The sequence below is a fragment of the Planococcus salinarum genome, assembly GCF_007004625.1.
In the GTDB taxonomy this organism is placed as follows: domain Bacteria; phylum Bacillota; class Bacilli; order Bacillales_A; family Planococcaceae; genus Planococcus; species Planococcus salinarum.
In genome coordinates this window covers 180,089-199,645 of record NZ_VIFV01000003.1, presented here as the reverse complement: position 1 = coordinate 199,645, position 19,557 = coordinate 180,089, and the positions used below count along the sequence as shown (strand labels likewise).

20 protein-coding genes are annotated in these 19,557 nt (G+C 46.8%); all 20 read right to left on the bottom strand.

What is annotated here, in order from left to right; translation table 11 throughout:
• Nucleotides 1–659: 659 nt before the first annotated feature.
• The 20 genes from codY to ftsY all read right to left on the bottom strand — a co-directional run bounded on the left by codY (nt 660) and on the right by ftsY (nt 19,556).
• Nucleotides 660–1,439: a GTP-sensing pleiotropic transcriptional regulator CodY gene (gene codY / locus DIJ65_RS04710; protein ID WP_117302684.1), complete on the bottom strand. Its 780-nt coding sequence runs from the start codon at nt 1,437–1,439 to the stop codon at nt 660–662.
• 85 nt (nt 1,440–1,524) lie between these two features.
• Nucleotides 1,525–2,922 (bottom strand): HslU--HslV peptidase ATPase subunit, encoded by a 1,398-nt coding sequence (gene hslU / locus DIJ65_RS04705; protein ID WP_117302686.1) that lies wholly within the window; start codon nt 2,920–2,922, stop codon nt 1,525–1,527.
• Nucleotides 2,919–3,467: an ATP-dependent protease subunit HslV gene (hslV, locus tag DIJ65_RS04700; protein ID WP_117302688.1), complete on the bottom strand. Its 549-nt coding sequence runs from the start codon at nt 3,465–3,467 to the stop codon at nt 2,919–2,921. Before hslV ends, hslU begins: the two co-directional genes overlap by 4 nt.
• A 14-nt stretch (nt 3,468–3,481) precedes the next feature.
• Nucleotides 3,482–4,375, bottom strand: a complete 894-nt coding sequence (xerC, locus tag DIJ65_RS04695; RefSeq protein ID WP_117302689.1) for a tyrosine recombinase XerC — start codon at nt 4,373–4,375, stop codon at nt 3,482–3,484.
• Nucleotides 4,376–4,478: 103 nt separating this feature from the next.
• On the bottom strand, nt 4,479–5,789 hold the full coding sequence (trmFO, locus tag DIJ65_RS04690; protein ID WP_117302691.1) for an FADH(2)-oxidizing methylenetetrahydrofolate--tRNA-(uracil(54)-C(5))-methyltransferase TrmFO: 1,311 nt from the start codon (nt 5,787–5,789) through the stop codon (nt 4,479–4,481).
• Between the two features lie 19 nt (nt 5,790–5,808).
• Nucleotides 5,809–7,878 (bottom strand): type I DNA topoisomerase, encoded by a 2,070-nt coding sequence (topA, locus tag DIJ65_RS04685; protein WP_117302693.1) that lies wholly within the window; start codon nt 7,876–7,878, stop codon nt 5,809–5,811.
• Between the two features lie 102 nt (nt 7,879–7,980).
• Nucleotides 7,981–8,886 (bottom strand): DNA-processing protein DprA, encoded by a 906-nt coding sequence (gene dprA, locus DIJ65_RS04680; RefSeq protein WP_117302695.1) that lies wholly within the window; start codon nt 8,884–8,886, stop codon nt 7,981–7,983.
• Nucleotides 8,887–9,315: 429 nt separating this feature from the next.
• A complete protein-coding gene (sucD, locus tag DIJ65_RS04675; RefSeq protein ID WP_117302699.1) occupies nt 9,316–10,218 on the bottom strand; it encodes a succinate--CoA ligase subunit alpha in 903 nt (300 codons plus the stop codon).
• A gap of 18 nt (nt 10,219–10,236) precedes the next feature.
• Nucleotides 10,237–11,397 carry an ADP-forming succinate--CoA ligase subunit beta gene (gene sucC / locus DIJ65_RS04670; RefSeq protein ID WP_117302700.1) on the bottom strand — a complete coding sequence of 387 codons (1,161 nt, stop codon included), beginning with the start codon at nt 11,395–11,397 and terminating at the stop codon, nt 10,237–10,239.
• 142 nt (nt 11,398–11,539) lie between these two features.
• Nucleotides 11,540–12,310 (bottom strand): ribonuclease HII, encoded by a 771-nt coding sequence (locus DIJ65_RS04665; protein WP_117302756.1) that lies wholly within the window; start codon nt 12,308–12,310, stop codon nt 11,540–11,542.
• A gap of 114 nt (nt 12,311–12,424) precedes the next feature.
• A complete protein-coding gene (gene ylqF, locus DIJ65_RS04660) occupies nt 12,425–13,294 on the bottom strand; it encodes a ribosome biogenesis GTPase YlqF (RefSeq protein WP_117302702.1) in 870 nt (289 codons plus the stop codon).
• A gap of 11 nt (nt 13,295–13,305) precedes the next feature.
• A complete protein-coding gene (lepB, locus tag DIJ65_RS04655; protein ID WP_117302704.1) occupies nt 13,306–13,863 on the bottom strand; it encodes a signal peptidase I in 558 nt (185 codons plus the stop codon).
• A gap of 100 nt (nt 13,864–13,963) precedes the next feature.
• The gene (gene rplS / locus DIJ65_RS04650; protein WP_117302706.1) at nt 13,964–14,308 is read right to left on the bottom strand and encodes a 50S ribosomal protein L19; all 345 of its coding nucleotides are present in this window, start codon (nt 14,306–14,308) and stop codon (nt 13,964–13,966) included.
• Between the two features lie 136 nt (nt 14,309–14,444).
• Nucleotides 14,445–15,170 (bottom strand): tRNA (guanosine(37)-N1)-methyltransferase TrmD, encoded by a 726-nt coding sequence (gene trmD / locus DIJ65_RS04645; protein WP_117302707.1) that lies wholly within the window; start codon nt 15,168–15,170, stop codon nt 14,445–14,447.
• Entirely contained in the window at nt 15,167–15,685 is a 519-nt protein-coding gene (rimM, locus tag DIJ65_RS04640) for a ribosome maturation factor RimM (RefSeq protein WP_117302709.1), read from the bottom strand. Before rimM ends, trmD begins: the two co-directional genes overlap by 4 nt.
• A 479-nt stretch (nt 15,686–16,164) precedes the next feature.
• A complete protein-coding gene (locus tag DIJ65_RS04635) occupies nt 16,165–16,398 on the bottom strand; it encodes a KH domain-containing protein (RefSeq protein ID WP_117302711.1) in 234 nt (77 codons plus the stop codon).
• A gap of 13 nt (nt 16,399–16,411) precedes the next feature.
• Entirely contained in the window at nt 16,412–16,684 is a 273-nt protein-coding gene (gene rpsP / locus DIJ65_RS04630; RefSeq protein WP_033543714.1) for a 30S ribosomal protein S16, read from the bottom strand.
• A 93-nt stretch (nt 16,685–16,777) separates the two neighbouring features.
• Nucleotides 16,778–18,136 carry a signal recognition particle protein gene (ffh, locus tag DIJ65_RS04625; RefSeq protein ID WP_117302712.1) on the bottom strand — a complete coding sequence of 453 codons (1,359 nt, stop codon included), beginning with the start codon at nt 18,134–18,136 and terminating at the stop codon, nt 16,778–16,780.
• A 12-nt stretch (nt 18,137–18,148) separates the two neighbouring features.
• Nucleotides 18,149–18,472 carry a putative DNA-binding protein gene (locus tag DIJ65_RS04620; RefSeq protein WP_117302758.1) on the bottom strand — a complete coding sequence of 108 codons (324 nt, stop codon included), beginning with the start codon at nt 18,470–18,472 and terminating at the stop codon, nt 18,149–18,151.
• A 67-nt stretch (nt 18,473–18,539) separates the two neighbouring features.
• Nucleotides 18,540–19,556, bottom strand: coding sequence for a signal recognition particle-docking protein FtsY (ftsY, locus tag DIJ65_RS04615; RefSeq protein WP_117302714.1), 1,017 nt, complete (start codon nt 19,554–19,556; stop codon nt 18,540–18,542).
• Between the last annotated feature and the right edge of the window lies 1 nt (nt 19,557).

Here is a 19,557-nt window from a genome sequence, read left to right as displayed (position 1 = left end):
TATCGATTCCACTTTCTTATACGGTCTCTTGGGACCCAACATACTAACCTGATTCGGATAAGGGTGTGAAGCGAGTCGGTTTCCTGGTCCGGATTCTGAGATCCACGCATCCGCACGACTTCACTTCACTTCTACAAAAAAATAGTAGCACAGACCATGGCCGTGGTCTGTGCTACTAATGTTAGTATGTTTCCGCGGGGAGCTGCCTGAGCCTCCTCGCTCGCTGCGCTCACTGTGGGGTCTCAGGACTAGCTCTTATTCCCGCAGGAGTCACCGCCTGACGCTTCATTTTAATTCTGTGTAGAATTGAAATCTTGATTTTTTCATTAATGACCATCTTAAATAGATCCTTATTTATTGAAAGAGAACTGAGATATGAAGCAAAACAGCGAAGACTCCCAGGGGATCAGAACCGGAGTTGGAAAGCCAACTCCGGTTCGAGCGAAGTGCTGAGATCCACTCGGGCGAAGTGCGTAATCTGCTAGTACTCAAAACCTTGCTCCTGCATCGCTGCGCAGCTTCGTCGCAAAGCCATCGTCCGAATTTCCTTCGGCCGATGACTTCGAAGCTGTTTTGCGCAATATCGGTTGCTGTAGAACATTGAAAAAGCAATAAAAAAAAGACACCGGATATTAATACCCGGTGTCTCCTAATTCATCTTAGTTCATTTTCAATTGCTCAAGCTCAGCAAGGAATTTTGTGTTAAGAACTTTGATGTAAGTTCCTTTCATCCCAAGTGAACGTGATTCGATAACGCCGGCACTTTCAAGTTTGCGAAGTGCGTTGACGATTACCGAACGTGTGATGCCGACGCGGTCAGCAATTTTTGAAGCGACAAGCAAACCTTCGTTGCCGTCAAGTTCTTCAAAAATGTGTTCGATAGCTTCAAGTTCGCTGTATGAAAGTGAAGAAATCGCCATTTGCACAACAGCTTTGCTGCGTGCTTCTTCTTCGATACGGTCGCCTTTTTCACGCAGGATTTCCATCCCGACAACTGTTGCGCCGTATTCGCCAAGAATAAGATCATCATCCTGGAATTCAGCGCTGACACGGCCCAGAAGCAATGTTCCGAGGCGCTCTCCCCCACCAATGATCGGCACGATTGTCGTCAGGCCGTTTTTGAACAGTTCACGTTCTTCAACCGGAAAAATCGTATGCTCGCTGTTTACATCCAGGTTAACTGATGTTTCGTTGATGTTCGAAAGGTTCTGTGTGTATTCGATCGGAAACTGGCGGTCTTCAAGCATGCCTTTCATCCGTTCGTTTTCGATCTGCTGATTGATGGCATAGCCAAGTACTTTCCCTTTGCGGCTGACAACGAATGCGTTGCATTCGATGACTTCGCTTAAAGTTTCAGCCATGTCTTTAAAGTTTACCGGCTTGCCGGCTGCTGCTTGCAGCATTGAGTTAATTCGTCTTGTTTTTCCTAATAAATTCATTAAAATGAACCTCCTACATAATTCGTACCGTATTTATTCAATATTCTAAAGCTTTTCACTCTTTAATGGAACTGATTTGACTTATTTACAGAATGAATTGTGACAAATCTTTGTTTTTTGCCACATTCTCAAGTTTATCGTTCACATAATTGGGTGTAATGTCTATTTGCGCAGGGCTGATTTCCGATGCTTCAAAGGACAGGTCTTCGAGCAGCCGCTCTAAAATGGTATGTAGTCTGCGGGCTCCGATGTTATCGGTATCCTGATTTACTTCATACGCAATTTCCGCAAGTCTGACGATTGATGCATCATTGAAGTTTACCACAACTCCCTCTGTTTCGAGAAGCGCTTTATATTGATTCAGCAAAGAATGTTTCGGTTCCGTCAGAATTTTGACAAAATCATCGACTTCCAGCTTTTGAAGTTCGACCCGAATCGGGAAACGGCCCTGCAGTTCAGGGATTAAATCAGAAGGTTTCGACATATGGAAAGCTCCGGCTGCCACAAACAGCACATAATCCGTCTTTACTGCGCCGTATTTTGTCGAAACGGTTGAACCTTCGACAATCGGCAGGATATCCCGTTGCACCCCTTCACGCGAAACATCCGCTGAAGACGAGTTGTTCTTGCTGGCAATCTTGTCCATTTCATCGATAAAGATGATGCCGTGCTGCTCTGCGCGGTCAATTGCTTCACTTGCCACTTCTTCATCATCCACCAGTTTGGCCGCTTCTTCAGCCGCGAGGAGACGCCTTGCTTCTTTGACCTGCAAACGGCGTTTTTTCTTTTTCTTTGGCATTAATGAAGACAAGGCATCCTGCATGTTGGCGCCCATCTGCTCCATACCCGATCCCTGAAGTGCATCAAACATGGAAGGAGGGCTCTCCAGCACTTCAACATTCAGCCATTCATCCTCCAGTTTGCCGGCTTTTAGATCGGCGGCGATTTCCCGTCTTTTGACCCGCACTTCCACTTCTGCGGTCGGTTCCTCTTCATCCTGATCGAATTTCTGGCCGAACATCATCTCAAGCGGATTCTGGCTTGTCTGCTTTTTCTTCATCGACGGAGCCAGCAGTTTGACAATCCGCTCATTGGCGGCAGCTTCTGCTTTGCCTTTTACTGCTTCGAATTTTTCTTCCTTGACGATTCGCACGGCAGCTTCCACCAGGTCCCGGACCATCGATTCGACATCGCGCCCCACATAGCCGACTTCTGTAAACTTGGTCGCTTCCACTTTAATGAATGGTGCTCCCGTAAGTTTGGCGATGCGTCTTGCGATTTCTGTCTTCCCGACACCGGTCGGACCGATCATCAGGATGTTCTTTGGAATCACTTCGTCCCGCAGCTCTTCATCCAGGCGGCTTCTTCTGTAGCGGTTGCGCAGTGCGATTGCTATGGACCGTTTGGCATCCTTCTGCCCGACGATATAGCGGTCCAGATGCTCGGTTATCTGTCTTGGGGTCAAATCAGTTTGGGTTTTCATTTTGTCAGCTCCTCCACTACGATCTGATGATTTGTATACACACAAATATCCGCGGCGGTTTCGAGTGCAGACTGCGCGATTTCCCGGGCAGACATGTTATCCCCGGCGTATTTCTTCAGGGCCCGACCGGCCGCCAGTGCATAATTGCCGCCAGAACCGATTGCGAGGATGCCGTCATCCGGTTCAATGACTTCACCTGTCCCTGAAACGAGCAGCAATTCCTCTTTGTTCATGACAATCAGCATTGCCTCCAACTGGCGCAGCATCTTGTCTCCGCGCCATTGTTTGGCAAGTTCAACTGCTGCGCGCTGAAGATTTCCATTGTATTCGGTAAGCTTGCCCTCGAACATTTCAAAAAGAGTAAAGGCGTCGGCGACTGACCCGGCAAAGCCGGTCAATACCTGGCCATTGTATAAAGTGCGTACTTTTCTGGCTGTATGTTTCATGACGACGGCGTTGCCGAAAGTCACTTGTCCATCACCCGACATTGCACATTCGCCTTTATGGCGCACAGCGAATATCGTGGTGGCATGAAATTGTTCCATAACTATTCCCCTTTCTAAGCTCGTGGATGTGAATTCAAATACGTTTTTCTTAAATGTTCTTTTGTGACATGTGTATACACCTGGGTCGAAGCCAGATGGGAATGGCCAAGCAATTCCTGGACCGTACGCAGGTCCGCACCATTGTTCAACAGATGGGTAGCGAAACTGTGGCGGATCATATGCGGATATATATTGGAATTGGCTGATGCCTTTTTCATGCATTCGGTCAAAATATGGCGAATTCCCCTCGCGGTCAGAAGATCTCCGCGGTTATTGACGAAAAGGCCGTCATGCTCTTTGTTTTTCATAAGTTTAGGACGAACTTCTTCGATATAATGTTCCAGCGCGTCATGGGCAAATTGGCCATAGGGTATGTAGCGCTCTTTGCGCCCCTTCCCCATCACCTTGACGATCTGCATATGGCGGTCCAGATCCTTCATGCGGATGGAGACGCATTCGCTGACCCGCATACCGGTAGCGTAGAGAAGTTCCAGCAGAGCGGTATTGCGGATTGACAGGTGGTCTTCACCCTTTACCGATTCAAAAAGCGCCATCAGTTCTTCTTCATAGAAGAATTGCGGAAGCCGCTCCTCTTTTTTGGGATGGTAAAGGGAGCGAAAGGCTTCTTCACTGAGGCCGAATTCACGGCTGCCGTATTTAAAAAATGAACGGATCGACGAAATTTTTCTGGACACCGTCGGCCTGGCCAATTTCTCATCATATAATTTCGTCACATAATTGCGTGCATGCAAATACTCGACCTGCTTCAGGTCTTCTACACCTTCACTTTCCAAAAACAGAAAAAAACCGGCCAAATCGTATTCGTAATGATGGACGGTGTGTTCGGAATAATTTTTTTCCAATTGAATATAACTGATGAAAGACCGGACCATTTCTTTTTTATCCATGACACTGTTCCGTCCTTTCCGCTCGGCGCAAGTATTTCCTGTTCATTACATCGCAATAATAAAAAGCCTCTAAATTATAGCAAGATTTAGAGGCTTTTATCAATTAAACCGGTACCGTATTCAAATAATTTCGAATTGAGTCCAATGCGCGGCTCGAATGTTTCTCTGCACGCTCCTGTTTCGAACGGATACGCTCGCCAAGATCCGGGAACAACCCGAAGTTGATGTTCATTGGCTGGAAATTATTTCCGTCGGCTTCGGTGATATAACGCGCCATACTGCCAAGCGCGGTATCTGCCGGGAAAACGACCAATTCTTCACCAAGTGCCAGTTTGGCAGCATTGACTCCCGCCAATAAACCGCTGCCCGCCGATTCTACATACCCTTCGACACCGGTCATCTGGCCGGCAAAGAAAATATTCGGGTTGGCTTTCAACTGGTACGTCGGTTTCAGTACCCGTGGCGAATTGATGAACGTGTTGCGGTGCATGACACCGTAACGGACGATTTCAACATTCTCAAGGCCTGGGATCAGTTTCAGCACTTCTTTTTGCGGTCCCCATTTCAGATGCGTCTGGAAACCGACAATGTTATAAAGCGTGCCGGCTGCGTCATCCTGGCGCAGTTGGACAACTGCATATGGACGTTCCCCGGTTTTAGGATCTTCCAGGCCGACCGGTTTCATCGGACCGAAAGTCAGAGTCTTTTCTCCTCTTGCGGCCATGACTTCAACCGGCATACAGCCTTCAAAATAAATTTCTTTTTCAAATTCTTTTAACGGCACAACTTCCGCTTCGACCAAAGCCGTGTGGAAACGCAGGAACTCGTCTTCTGTCATCGGACAGTTGAGATAAGCGGCCTCGCCTTTATCGTAGCGCGATTTCAAGTAAACTTTATCCATATCGATGCTGTCTTTTTCGATGATGGGTGCTGCAGCATCATAAAAATAAAGATACTCTTCGCCAGTCAGTTTCCGGACTTTTTCAGCAAGCGCAGGCGATGTCAGAGGGCCGGTCGCAATAATCGTGATGCCTTCCGGAATTTCCGTCACTTCTTCGTTGATCACTTCAACGAGGGGATGATTGCGGACTTTGTCTGTCACCGCTCCGGCAAATTCGTGGCGATCCACTGCAAGTGCCCCACCCGCCGGTACTGATGCTTTGTCAGCCGACTCGATGATGACCGAATCCATCATACGCATCTCTTCTTTAATAACGCCGACTGCATTCGTCAGCGAATTGGCGCGCAATGAATTGCTGCATACCAATTCCGCAAACTTGTCAGTATGGTGGGCCGGAGTCTGCTTGACCGGCCGCATTTCATATAGACGGACATTGACTCCCCGTTTGGCGATTTGCCACGCAGCTTCACTGCCGGCGAGTCCTGCTCCGATTACATTAATGGTTTTTGTCATAGTTAAACACCTCGGTTAATTATTGTACTTCTTCCTGATAATCACAGTTTACACAATTGATCTGCACGCCTTTTTTGACTTTTTTCTCAACCAAAAGGCTGCTGCATTTCGGGCAAGGCCGTTCAATCGGCTTGTCCCAGGATACAAACTCACATTCCGGATAGCGTTCACAACCGTAAAAAATACGCTTTTTCTTGCTCTTGCGTTCGACAATTTCGCCTTTTTTGCATGTCGGGCAAGTAACGCCCGTATGCTTGACAATCGCTTTTGTATTCCGGCATTCCGGGAAATTGCTGCAAGCCATGAATTTGCCGTAACGGCCTAATTTAAAGACCATAGGTGAACCGCACAGTTCACAATCTTCACCTGCTGGTTCATCTTTGATCTGTACTTTCTCCATTTCATTTTCAGCCACTTGGATGTCTTTTTCAAAACCTGTGAAAAACTCCGCTATGATTTTCTTCCATTCCACATCGCCGTCTTCCACGCTGTCAAGATCGTGTTCCATCTTGGCAGTGAATTCGATATTAAGAATATTCGGGAAGAATTCCAACACCAGGCTATGGACAATTTCGCCAAGCTCCGTCGGAATAAAACGCTTCGCATCCAAAGTTACATATCCCCGTTTTTGGATTGTATCCAATGTTGGCGCGTAAGTGGAAGGTCGGCCTATGCCCAATTCCTCGAGCGTCCGCACCAGACGTGCTTCTGTAAAACGTGGAGGCGGTTGAGTGAAATGCTGCTTCGGTTCAATAGTTACAGCTTTGACCTTATCGCCTTCCTCCATTTCCGGAAGGATGTTGTCTTTGTCATCTGTTTTATCGTCTGTTCCTTCAACATACACTTTCATGAATCCCGGGAATTTTACTTGAGATCCGTTGGCACGGAATACCGCTTCACCATTTTGCAGCTCTGCCATCACCGTATCAAGCACTGCCGGAGACATCTGGCTCGCGACAAAGCGGTCCCAGATTAATTTGTACAACCGGTAAAGGTCACGCGACAGGATGCTCTTCAGCGATTCCGGCGTCCGCAGCACACTGGTTGGACGCACAGCTTCATGGGCATCCTGTGATTTTGAGGATTGCTTTGCAACTGCGGCTTTCGTAACGAATTCAGCACCGTATTTTTCTTCAATAAATTTTATGGTGTCCTGTTTTGCTGTATCCGAAATCCTGGTGGAATCAGTTCTCATATACGTAATGAGACCGGTGATCCCTTCCTTGCCCACCGAAATACCTTCATAAAGCTGTTGAGCCAGCATCATGGTCTTTTTGGCGCGGAAGTTCAATTTTCGGGCAGCTTCCTGTTGCAGTGATGAAGTGGTGAAGGAAGGAGAAGGATTTCTCTTTCTTTCCTTTTTTACAACGCGGTTCACTTTGAAATTCTTGCCTTTCATCGTAGCCATTACCGCTTTCACGTCATCTTCACTTTCCAGCTTCACTTTAGCATCGGCATTGCCATAGAATTGGGCTTCAAATTTCTTTGCGGCTTTTTCGAATTCGCCTGTTATGGACCAGTATTCTTCCGGCTCGAATGCCTTGATTTCATTTTCCCGGTCAATGACAAGACGCAGGGCAACAGACTGCACCCGGCCGGCGGACAAGCCTTTTTTCACTTTTTTCCACAATAACGGACTGATGCTGTACCCGACCAAACGGTCCAATATGCGCCGTGCCTGCTGGGCATCCACTAAGTCCATATCGATTTTGCGCGGTTGTTTAAAGGATTCCTTGATGGCATCTTTCGTGATTTCGTTGAAGACCACCCGGCAATCCGATTCCAAATCTACGCCAAGGGCATGGGCTAAGTGCCATGCAATCGCTTCCCCTTCTCTGTCGGGGTCAGCCGCGAGAAAGACTTTTTTCGCTTTTTTCGCTTCTTTTTTAAGATCTTGTAAAATAGGGCCTTTCCCGCGAATGGTAATATAGCGGGGTTCGAAATTATTTTCAACGTCCACGCCCATCTGGCTGCGGGGCAAATCACGTAAATGTCCTAAAGAAGCGCGGACTTTATACTTTTTTCCCAAATACCGTTCGATCGTTTTCGCCTTTGCTGGCGATTCCACAATCACTAAAAAATCTGCCATACTAATTCCTCCTCATAGAGGTTTCTTAAACTTTTACAAATTGTATAAATAAGAAATACCTGTGCAAAATGTATAACAGTTTTTAACCGAATGCAAGGTATTTCATTTTATTGCCTTTTTCAATACCCTTATTTCACGGTATTCTTCGAGCACTTGAAGCCCATTCCAGACAGGTTTTGCGCCTTCAGCAATCAACTTATGGGGCCCGCCGGACAATAACGATCCAATATCACCCGGGATTGCAAATATGTCTTTGCCATGCTCGAGCGCATGCTCAATCGTGCTGAGGGTACCACTTTTCACTTCCGCCTCGGTTACCAGCACCCCTTTCGCCAAGCCGCTGATAATGCGGTTTCTCATGGGGAAATTCCAGCGCTTCGGCAGCATATAGGGCGGGTATTCGGTGATTGCGAGTTGAGTTTCTTCTATTATATTATTCAGTTCTCCATTCTCTTTCGGGTAGGGATGCAAAAATCCGCTTCCGGTTACAGCAATCGTTTTGCCGCCAAAAGCGATGGCAGTCCGATGAGCCATGGCATCAGCCCCTTTTGCAAGGCCGCTGACAATAATAAAACCGGCCGAAACCAGCTCAGGAATAATGGCTTGCATAGCCTTTTGAGAATACGAGGAAGCTTTCCTCGAACCAATGACACCGATCCGATCGTCATTTCGCAACAATTTTGGATCGCCCTTTGCATAGAGTACAGCTGGCGGATCGATCAAATGGAAAAGGCTTTGTGGATAATCAGGATGGTTATAAGATATGGGGATTATCTTATGTTTTTCATACGTTTCAGCATAGGGGGTGGACAGGGATTTCAGATAGCCAGTCTTTAGGGATGTCGCCGCTTCAATGGTAATGCCAAGCAATTGGCTTATTTCCCAGGCTGGTCTGTTTTGCAGGTATTCGAGATGCGGATCGTCAATCATCAGACGTTTAATCTGATTGAGCGGTTTGGGGTAAATATAATGCAGAGCCAGCAATCGATGTTCGAACATGTTCTCCATAAAGTTCCTCCATTCTTTGTGGATGCCTGACCGGGATGAAGTGCAACTTAACTCCTATAGTAGACGTATAGGCAGATCATGTAAATAGCAGTTTTTAAATGTATATTAAGTAATTAGCTTATTCATACCGCTTCGGCGCTCTGGACAGTGCAAAGATTATGCTCCTGCGCACTGCTCGTCGCAAAGGCGGCGCCGCATGTTCATGGCGCACCTTGCCTCCCGCTATAAGCCGAGAAGAGCACTCGTCTTATGCTCCGTCGGCATTCGCCTGCTCCTGGAACGCGCCGGCGCTTGGCAACACTCAGATATGGAGCAAAACAGCGAAGTGTTGGCCGAAGGTAGTTCGGCCGACACTTCGCTGTTTTGCGGAATATCGTTTATGAACCATAAAAAAAACGCGGAACCAGTTACGGTTCCGCGATTAAAATATTAATGTGTTTTACAAGCGTCGTAAAGACCTTTTTCTTTGATCACTTTGATCAAAGTTTCACCGATAACTGAAGGCGTGTCTGCAACTTCGATCCCAGCAGCGTTCATTGCTTTGATCTTGTCTGCAGCAGTACCTTTACCTCCGGAAATGATTGCACCGGCGTGGCCCATGCGTTTTCCTTCTGGAGCAGTTTGTCCGCCGATAAAGCCGACAACAGGTTTCGTCATGTTCGCTTTAACCCATTCTGCAGCTTCTTCTTCAGCAGTACCACCGATTTCACCGATCATTACAACAGCATACGTGTCTTCATCTTCATTGAATGCTTGCAATACATCGATAAAGTTCGTGCCGTTGACTGGGTCTCCGCCGATACCGACAGCTGTCGATTGGCCGATTCCTTCTTCAGACAATTGGTGAGTCGCTTCGTACGTCAACGTACCAGAGCGTGATACAACACCGACATGTCCTTTTTTGTGAATGTAGCCAGGCATGATGCCGATTTTACATTCGTCCGGCGTGATAACGCCCGGGCAGTTAGGTCCGACAAGACGTGTATTCTTGCCTTCCATGTAACGCTTCACTTTTACCATATCCAAAACTGGAATGTGTTCAGTGATGCAGATAGCCATATCCAATTCAGCTTCCACTGCTTCAAGAATTGCATCAGCAGCAAAAGGAGCCGGTACATAAATTACAGATACATTGGCACCTGTAGCTTTTACGGCATCTTCAACTGTGTTGAAAACGGGTACGCCTTCAACTTCAGTACCGCCCTTGCCTGGTGTTACACCCGCAACGATTTTCGTTCCGTATTCAAGCATCTGCTTTGTATGGAAAAGGGCAGTTGACCCTGTAATTCCCTGTACAAGCACTTTTGTGTCTTTGTTAATGTATACACTCATTTTTGTCCCTGCCCTTCTTTAGCCTACAAGTTCTACGATCTGTTTCGCGCCGTCTGCCATTGTTCCTGCAGCAACGATATTCAGACCTGATTCATTAAGCAGTTTTTTACCGATTTCAACATTTGTTCCTTCAAGACGAACGACCAGAGGTACATCCAGGCTCACTTCTTTTGCAGCTTGGATTACGCCTTCCGCGATGATGTCACATTTCATGATACCGCCGAAAATGTTAACGAAGATCCCTTTAACATTCTTGTCAGAAAGAATGATTTTGAATGCTTCCGTTACTTTTTCAGCGGTCGCACCGCCCCCAACGTCAAGGAAGTTAGCGGGTGTTCCGCCGTAATAGTTGATCGTATCCATTGTTGCCATAGCAAGCCCGGCGCCGTTAACCATACAGCCGATGTTCCCGTCCAAAGAAATATAGCTCAAGTCATGCTTGGAAGCTTCAATTTCTTTTGAATCCTCTTCGTCGAAATCACGAAGTTCCACAATATCTTTGTGGCGGTAAAGAGCATTTTCATCAAAATCGAATTTTGCATCAAGCGCCAAAATGTCGCCATCGCCAGTTTCGACCAACGGATTGATCTCAACGATTGAAGCATCTTTTTCAATGAATACCGTGTAAAGGCCCAGCATGAATTTCGCTGCTTTGTTTACAAGCTTTGGCGGAATGTTCATGTTGAATGCCATACGGCGTGCCTGGAAACCGGTCAATCCGATTACCGGATCGATGACTTCTTTGAAGATTTTTTCAGGAGTGTTTTCAGAAACTTCTTCGATATCAACTCCGCCTTCTTCAGATCCCATAAGAGTGACACGTGAAGTTTGGCGGTCAAGAACCAATCCGATATAGTATTCTTTTTTGATATCAGATCCTTCTTCGATCAAAAGGCGCTTGATTTCTTTGCCTTCCGGACCAGTTTGGTGGGTCACAAGAACTTTACCTAAAAGTTCTTTCGCATACGCGCGGACTTCGTCCAGGTTTTTAGCGATTTTAACTCCACCTGCTTTGCCTCGTCCACCTGCGTGGATTTGTGCTTTTACAACGACAACGTCTGTGCTGAGTTCTTTCGCCGCTTTAACTGCTTCTTCCGGAGAAAAAGCAACAGTGCCGTAAGAAACTGCTACGCCGTATTGTCTGAGGAGTTCTTTTCCTTGATATTCATGGATATTCATCTGTCATCCTCCAATCAAACATCTGTCTCTTAATTTTATTGCCTCTACCATTGTATTAAAGTTGCCACAAAATGTCCACAGTAGATAGCCAAGCTCTTGAATACTTGAAATATTCTATTGTTGCCGGGTTTACATTTCTCTGTCAGCCGTCCGCCAGAATTCCTTTTACCGGTTCAAACGTGCGGCGATGGATTGGCGTGGGACCATGCAGGCGGATTGCTTCCACGTGGCCTTTCGTGCCATAGCCGGCATGCTGTGCGAACCCGTATTCCGGGTACTCAGTTGCATATGCCGCCATGATGGCGTCCCGCCCCGTTTTCGCCAATATGGACGCTGCTGCGATCGCCAAACTTTTTGCATCGCCCTTGATGATCGATTCACACGGTATGCCAATATCGAGCAGCATGGCATCCACCAGCAAAATTTTCGGGACGGGTTCAAGTGTTGCAGCTGCTTTCGCCATCGACTGCTTTGTAGCCTGGTAAATATTCAGCCGGTCTATCTCATCCGGCGGTTGGATATGTATGGCGTAACTGATTGCAATCCTTTTTATTTCATCAGCAAAATATTCCCGTTTGGCTTTGGACAATTTCTTTGAATCATCAAGTCCCAGCAGCGTCGGACACTGGTCCGGCAGGATAACCGCGGCTGTAACCACCGGTCCCGCAAGAGGTCCCCTTCCCGCTTCGTCAATGCCGGCAACTGTCCAGTCTGCATAACCTTTGAACGAATCATCAAATTGCTGCTTTTGTGTATGGTCCCTCAGCAGCTTTTCATGGATCGCCTGCCTCCGTTTCCAGGAAAACACAAGTTTCTGCACCGCTTTTCTATCATCCGATTCCAACTCTTCCATCCACGGTGCCCATTGTTCTGCATGGGCGAGTTTTTCGCGTATCGTTTTGATGTTCTCCATTCCACCACTCCTTGCTGCACATAAATTTTCTTTAAAGATTATTATAAATGCACGGTAAAACAAAAAAGGCTCCTCCGGTTCCGGATCAGCCTCTTCTGTTTGCCTCATATTGGACTATTCCTCTTCTTCGACAATCATTTCATCTTTGTAATCGAATGTCACTCTGCCAAGATACTGATTGCGGATGTCGCGGATAATCGCTTCAGCCGTCATTTCATAATCGGCTTCGCCTTCGTGTGAAACAAATCGGCGCTTCTTCGCGATATGATCAAACGTATTTACAATTTCTTCATCGACATGATCGATTCCATAACGCTCTTTCAAACGATCCGGATATCGCTGCTCCAAAAATTTCAGCGCATAGATGGCCAGTTCCTCCATTTGGATAACTGAATCCTTAATGGCGCCTGTAACAGCCAATTTAAAGCCTGTTTCCGGGTCCTCGAATTTCGGCCACAAAATGCCGGGCGTATCAAGCAATTCAATTTCCTTGCCGACTTTGATCCATTGCTGGGCTTTTGTCACACCGGGCATATTGCCGGTTTTCGCAAGGCTTTTCTTCGACAGGCGGTTGATCAATGTCGATTTCCCGACATTCGGAATTCCGACGATCATGGCGCGGATTGCCCGGGGTTTGATCCCTTTGGCAATCATCCGGTTCCATTTTTCAGCCAAAATCTCTTTGGAAACTTTAGTCACCAGCTGAAGCCCTCTGCCTTCAAGGGAATTGATGGCCACCGCACGTGTCCCCTGCTCTTCAAAATAACGGATCCATTTTTTTGTTTCCGTTTCGTCGGCCATGTCCATCTTATTCAGGATGATCAATCTCGGTTTATGCTGTATCACCTGGTCAATCATCGGATTGCGTGATGATAAAGGAAGCCTTGCATCAACCAATTCAAAAATGATATCGACCAATTTCAGTTTTTCAGTTACTTCTCTCCGGGCTTTCGCCATATGCCCCGGAAACCATTGTATCGTCATACTACCTCTCCTTACTTAACAATTCCCGCTTCTTCAAATGGCCAGAATACGAAACTCGTATTGCCGACAACTTCTTCCATCGGAACTACACCAATAATTCGGCTGTCCTTACTTGCACGCCGGTTATCACCCATTACAAAAACCGTTCCCTCGGGAACTGTATCGGCATTGATTTTTTCTTCCAGCGTGAAATCTTCTGTCAATGTACCGCTGATGCCTTTTTTATATTCATCGAGATACGGCTCTTCCACCGGTTCACCGTTAATATATAATTGATCGTCTTCATAAGCGATATGATCGCCAGGCAAGCCGATGATCCGCTTGATGTAATCTTTTGCTTCAGGCGCATGAAAAACAATAATGTCGAACCTGTCCGGTTTGCCAATGTCATAGCCGATTTTATTGACGATCATTCGGTCCCCGTGTTCAAGCGTCGGCAGCATCGATTCCCCGTCAACCACAATCGGCGTGAAAAGGAAAACCCGGATGATTGCCGCGAGGCCGAATGCGATCAATAAAGCCTTGGACCATTCCCACACTTCGTTTTTCTTCTTCACTTCTGATTCCATGCGCGTTCCTCCCCATGCTTTGTGCTTTAATTGTACAAGGATATCCACATTTAAGCAAAAAAGAAAGAGGGCGCGGACGCCCTCTTTCTGCAATGCAATCTTATCGAATTTCTTTGATGCGTGCTGCTTTACCGCGAAGGTTACGCAAGTAGTACAGTTTCGCACGACGAACTTTACCGCGACGGGTAACTTCAAGTTGAGCAATTTTAGGTGTGTGTACAGGGAATGTACGTTCAACACCAACACCGTAAGAGATTTTGCGGACCGTGAATGATTCACTGATCCCGCCTCCGCGACGGCTGATGACAACTCCTTCGTATACCTGAACACGTTCGCGTGTACCCTCGACAACTTTAACGTGGACGCGAACAGTGTCTCCAGGACGGAACTTAGGAAGATCCGTACGAAGCTGTTCTTTTGTGATTTCTGTAATAATGTTTTGCATAGTTTTCTCTCCTTCTACAGATGCTCTTGCAGTCATTTTGCGATTACAGCGGAACACCGTGATCCTGTACTCTGGCATAAAAGTACAGACTCCATGTTATCACTAAGCAAAAGCTTATGCAAGACTTAATCTTATATCATTCGCTTTTTTTCAGCTCTTCCAAAATCTTCTTCTGAGCCGCAGTCAACTCGATTTTTTGAAGCAGATCCGGACGGCGTTCCAGTGTTCTTTTTAAGGTCTGTTCTTCACGCCATTTATCGACCCGGCCGTGATTGCCCGATGTCAGAACCTCCGGCACCTTCCATCCGCGGAAATCAGCTGGTCGGGTATATTGCGGGTGTTCAAGAAAGCCAGTTGAAAAAGAATCCTTCATTGGTGAATCGGCATTACCGAGCACACCCGGCAGCAGCCGCACGACACTGTCGATGACGGTCATGGCCGCCAGCTCCCCGCCGGTCAGAACGAAATCACCGATGGAAATTTCATCCGTCACCAGATGCTCCCTAATCCGTTCATCGTATCCTTCGTAATGTCCGCAGATGAAAATCAATTCATCTTCCTGCGCGAGCTCTTCCGCCTTTTCTTGGGTATAACGCTCCCCCTGCGGGCACATCAGGATAACACGCGGCTTCCTGTCACCGGACAGCGCCTCAACGGCATTGAACACAGGTTCCGGCTTCAGGACCATGCCGGCACCTCCGCCGAACGGGTAATCATCAACCTGCCGCTTCTTGTCTGCATACTCCCTGAAGTCGGAAACGGCAAACGTGACCGCCTCCTTTTCTTGCGCTTTTTTCAGCATCGACTGATTGAAGACGCCTTCAAACATGGCCGGAAATAAAGAAAGGACATTTATCTTCATTCGTTCAACAAACCTTCCATCACTTCGATCGTCACTTTTCTTTCTTCCACATCAATTTCCTTTACCACGTCTTCGATATAGGGGATATAATGCTTCTTGCCGGTTGCGGGCGTGATTTCCCACACGTCATTTGCGCCGGTTTCCAAAATTTCAGTGATTTTGCCAAGCTCGCGCCCTTCATCTGTAAATACGGTGCATCCCAGAATTTCGTGGTGATAAAATGCACCTTCTTCCAATTCCGTAAGATCGTGTTCTGCAATCCGCAAATACGAATCTTTGAACTCTTCCACGTCATTGATATTCGGGTAGCCTTCAAACGTCAGCAACTCGAAATTCTTATGTTTTCTGTAGCTGGCGATTTTCACCATGATCGGCTTTTTGGCATCCTTTTTGAACAGGCCAAGTTTCGTGCCGATTGCGAAGCGCTCTTCCGGAAAATCGGTGCGGGACAGGACCCGGACTTCCCCCCGGATTCCGTGAGTATTGACGATTTTTCCTACATTAAACCATTCCACGCACAAACATCCTTTCGTTTTTGGTTTTTCTACTATTAATAATATATCAACCGATATTCCGCAAAACAGCTTCGCTTGCCTGGGGGCTCGCGCTGAGCTAACTCGTTCTCGTTTCACTTCGCCCGAGTGGATCTCAGCCCTTCGCTTGGTCCCCTGGGCGTCTTCGCTGTTTTGCTGCATATCTTAGAGACTCTCTCAACTGAAACCACTATAATAGCGCCGGCGCGGCTCAGGAGCAGGCGAATGCCGGCGGAGCAATAAGACGAGTGGTCTTCTCGGCTTATTGCGGGAGGCAAGGTCGCCATACGCAGATGGCGCACCTTTGCGACGAGCTTGCGCAGGAGCATAATCTTTGCACTGTCCATAGCGCCAAGCGTTTATTAATTCCTTACTTCTCTAATTCAATTTATATATTTTATCCATATTCGATATCGGCTTCTCCAAGAAAAAAGGAAGGAACCGGGGCTCCTTCCTTTTACTCAATCCACAATATCGAGGTAAGTTTTCTTCTTATGATGATTGCCTGCTGCTGAATACACGATGGCGCGGATGGCTTTCGCCACCCGGCCTTGCTTGCCGATGACTTTCCCTATATCTTCCTGATGCACGGAAAGCTTATAGACAATACGGCTATTATTTTCGTCAGTTTCTATACGAACTTCTTCCGGATGATCAACCAGCGGTTTCACAATGGTTTCAATCAGCTGCTTCATAAGATAAACTCCCTTACTTGTTTAATTTGTCGTTATGGAATTTTTCCATAATGCCATTTTGAGAAAACAAGTTACGAACAGTATCAGATGGTTTTGCACCATCATGAAGCCATTTCAACGCCAATTCTTCGTCGATTTTAACTTCAGCTGGAACTGTCAGTGGGTTGTAAGTACCTACTGTCTGGATTTGACGGCCGTCACGTGGAGCACGTGAGTCAGCTACTACAATACGGTAAAAAGGAGATTTTTTAGCTCCCATACGTTTCAAGCGAATTTTTACTGCCATTTCTTAAAGCACCTCCGAATAGTTTCACACAAGATATTATATTAGCAAGCTTTAAATAGTTTGTAAAGTATTTTCTCTTAACACCTTAAAAAATTATTTGAAAAGCGAGTCCAAGCCTGGCATAGACATCTTTTTCTTGCCTTTTTTCGAGTTCATGCCCGACATTTGCTTCATCATTTTCTTCATATCCTCAAATTGTTTCAATAGTCGGTTAACATCCTGTATTGATGTCCCCGATCCCCGGGCAATTCTTTTTTTGCGGTTTGCGTTGATGATTTCAGGGGTCGTTTTTTCCTTTATGGTCATTGAACGGATGATGGCTTCGACACGGCCCATCTGGCTTTCATCCACTTTGGCGTTTTCGAGGCCTTTGATTTTATTTGCGCCCGGCATCATTTTCAGAATTTCATCCAGTGGTCCCATTTGTTTTACCTGGTCCAGCTGTTCCAGGAAATCATCGAAGGTGAACGAAGACGTGCGGAATTTTTCTTCCAGCTGCTTCGCTTTCTCTTCATCAACATTGGTCTGCGCTTTTTCAATCAGCGACAGCATATCGCCCATGCCGAGAATTCGGGACGCCATGCGTTCCGGATGGAACACATCGAGCGCATCCATTTTTTCGCCCATACCAATGAATTTAATCGGTTTTTGGGTAACCGTGCGGATTGATAATGCTGCCCCGCCTCGTGTGTCACCGTCAAGTTTTGACAAAATGACGCCTGATATGCCGATCGCTTCATCAAAGGTTTGCGCCACGTTGACAGCATCCTGCCCTGTCATCGCATCGACAACAAGGAAAATTTCATCAGGTTCCTTTAAAGCGCGGATATCTTTCAATTCCTGCATCAAGGCTTCATCAACATGCAGACGGCCGGCGGTATCAATGATAACAGTATCCATATGCTCCGCTTTTGCATGTTCAATCGCCTGGCGTGCAATTTCCACCGGAGACAGGTCTGTCCCTTTTGAAAATACCGGAATCGTCAGTTGTTTACCGATTGTCTCCAACTGCTGAACCGCTGCAGGACGGTATACATCAGCCGCAACCAATAACGGCTTGCGGTTATGCTTTTTGCGCAGGAGGCCCGCTAATTTGCCTGTTGTGGTCGTTTTACCGGCACCCTGGAGCCCTACCATCATGATGACGGTAGGCTGTTTGGTTGAGAAGTTGATCTTGCTTTCTTCGCCACCCATCAACTCCGTTAACTCATCTTTAACGATTTTTACGACCTGTTGCCCTGGTGTTAAGCTGTTCATAACATCCGAACCGGCAGCGCGTTCACTTACTTTTTTGACGAATTCCTTGATGACCTTCAAGTTGACATCCGCTTCGATTAACGCAAAGCGGACTTCGCGCATCATTTCTTTAACATCTGCTTCAGATACTTTACCTTTGCCTTTGATCTTTGTCATGGTGCCTTGCAGGCGTTCGGATAAACCTTCAAATGCCATTCGTTCCGCCTCCTAATCCCATTCTTTTAATTCACTGAGAAATTTACGGATCGTTTCGTCAGTGAAGGTTTTTTTCTCAAAAGAAGAAACCAGTTCCTGCCGCCGCTGGAATTTATCAAACAGCTGCAGCTTTTCCTCGTATTCTTCGAGCATCGCTTCAGTACGGCGGATATTATCGTACACCGCCTGGCGTGTAATGTTGTATTCTTCGGCTATTTCACCCAAAGAATGGTCATCCAAATAATACAGCCTCATATAACTGCGCTGTTTTGGCGTCAGCAATTCCTGATAGAAATCGAACAAATAATTCATTCGCGTCGTTTTTTCCAAACCCATCATTTCTGCTCACCCCGTTCATTATACAAACAACCATACTGAAAATGAAATCAAGCGTCAAGTATTTTTACTTGTCTGCCGATCCTTTTTCCAGCCGTTCTTCTTTGTCCAATCCTTCAGCAAACAGGCCATAAACGTATTTCTGCGGATCAAATGGCTGCAGATCATCCAGTTTCTCGCCAAGCCCGACAAATTTAACAGGGATGTTTAATTTACTGCGGATTGCCAGCACGATACCGCCTTTGGCTGTACCATCCAGTTTGGTCAGAACGATGCCTGTGACTTCTGTAACGTCTTTGAACGTCTGTGCCTGGATCATGGCGTTCTGGCCTGTAGTCGCATCAAGGGCCAGCAACACTTCATGCGGAGCTCCAGGAACCTCGCGTGAAATGACGCGGTGAATCTTTTCCAGCTCATTCATCAGATTGACTTTGTTCTGGAGGCGCCCCGCCGTATCACAGATCAAAACATCAACGCCGCGGGATTTTGCCGAACGCACAGCATCATACATCACTGCGGCAGGATCCGAGCCGGCGGCCTGCTTGATGACATCAACACCGACGCGCTCTCCCCATACATCCAATTGTTCAATTGCACCGGCACGGAATGTGTCGCCGGCAGCGAGCATGACGGACTTGCCTTCATTTTTCAACCGGTGCGCCAATTTCCCGATAGTCGTCGTTTTGCCGACTCCGTTGACGCCGACCATCAAAATAACCGTCAGGCCATCAGCAAAGCTGATTTCGTTCAGTTCCTTTTCTCCGGCCTGATAGATTTCCACCAGTTTTTCGGAAATGACCGATTGCACATTCGACGTATCGCGGACGTTTTTCCGCTGCACTTCGTAGCGCAGTTCGTCCATCAATTCCAGAACGGTTTCAAACCCAACATCCGCCTGCAGCAGTACTTCCTCCAGCTCTTCAAAGAAATCCTCATCCACTTTCCGGTATTTCGCAACAAGATCATTGATCTTTGAAGTGAATCCGGTACGGGTTTTTTCCAAACCTTCTTTGTATTTTTCGGTTGATTGTTCTTCTTCGGCATTTCCGGCAAATTTATCTTTCAGCTTTTTGAAAAAACTCACT

What these genes read in the sequence shown, in the direction of transcription:
- codY (WP_117302684.1), bottom strand. Translation starts at nt 1,439, where the DNA reads ATGAATTTATTAGGAAAAACAAGACGAATTAACTCAATGCTGCAAGCA.
- hslU (WP_117302686.1), bottom strand. Translation starts at nt 2,922, where the DNA reads ATGAAAACCCAAACTGATTTGACCCCAAGACAGATAACCGAGCATCTG.
- hslV (WP_117302688.1), bottom strand. Translation starts at nt 3,467, where the DNA reads ATGGAACAATTTCATGCCACCACGATATTCGCTGTGCGCCATAAAGGC.
- xerC (WP_117302689.1), bottom strand. Translation starts at nt 4,375, where the DNA reads ATGGATAAAAAAGAAATGGTCCGGTCTTTCATCAGTTATATTCAATTG.
- trmFO (WP_117302691.1), bottom strand. Translation starts at nt 5,789, where the DNA reads ATGACAAAAACCATTAATGTAATCGGAGCAGGACTCGCCGGCAGTGAA.
- topA (WP_117302693.1), bottom strand. Translation starts at nt 7,878, where the DNA reads ATGGCAGATTTTTTAGTGATTGTGGAATCGCCAGCAAAGGCGAAAACG.
- dprA (WP_117302695.1), bottom strand. Translation starts at nt 8,886, where the DNA reads ATGGAGAACATGTTCGAACATCGATTGCTGGCTCTGCATTATATTTAC.
- sucD (WP_117302699.1), bottom strand. Translation starts at nt 10,218, where the DNA reads ATGAGTGTATACATTAACAAAGACACAAAAGTGCTTGTACAGGGAATT.
- sucC (WP_117302700.1), bottom strand. Translation starts at nt 11,397, where the DNA reads ATGAATATCCATGAATATCAAGGAAAAGAACTCCTCAGACAATACGGC.
- DIJ65_RS04665 (WP_117302756.1), bottom strand. Translation starts at nt 12,310, where the DNA reads ATGGAGAACATCAAAACGATACGCGAAAAACTCGCCCATGCAGAACAA.
- ylqF (WP_117302702.1), bottom strand. Translation starts at nt 13,294, where the DNA reads ATGACGATACAATGGTTTCCGGGGCATATGGCGAAAGCCCGGAGAGAA.
- lepB (WP_117302704.1), bottom strand. Translation starts at nt 13,863, where the DNA reads ATGGAATCAGAAGTGAAGAAGAAAAACGAAGTGTGGGAATGGTCCAAG.
- rplS (WP_117302706.1), bottom strand. Translation starts at nt 14,308, where the DNA reads ATGCAAAACATTATTACAGAAATCACAAAAGAACAGCTTCGTACGGAT.
- trmD (WP_117302707.1), bottom strand. Translation starts at nt 15,170, where the DNA reads ATGAAGATAAATGTCCTTTCTTTATTTCCGGCCATGTTTGAAGGCGTC.
- DIJ65_RS04635 (WP_117302711.1), bottom strand. Translation starts at nt 16,398, where the DNA reads ATGAAGCAGCTGATTGAAACCATTGTGAAACCGCTGGTTGATCATCCG.
- rpsP (WP_033543714.1), bottom strand. Translation starts at nt 16,684, where the DNA reads ATGGCAGTAAAAATTCGCTTGAAACGTATGGGAGCTAAAAAATCTCCT.
- ffh (WP_117302712.1), bottom strand. Translation starts at nt 18,136, where the DNA reads ATGGCATTTGAAGGTTTATCCGAACGCCTGCAAGGCACCATGACAAAG.
- DIJ65_RS04620 (WP_117302758.1), bottom strand. Translation starts at nt 18,472, where the DNA reads ATGGGTTTGGAAAAAACGACGCGAATGAATTATTTGTTCGATTTCTAT.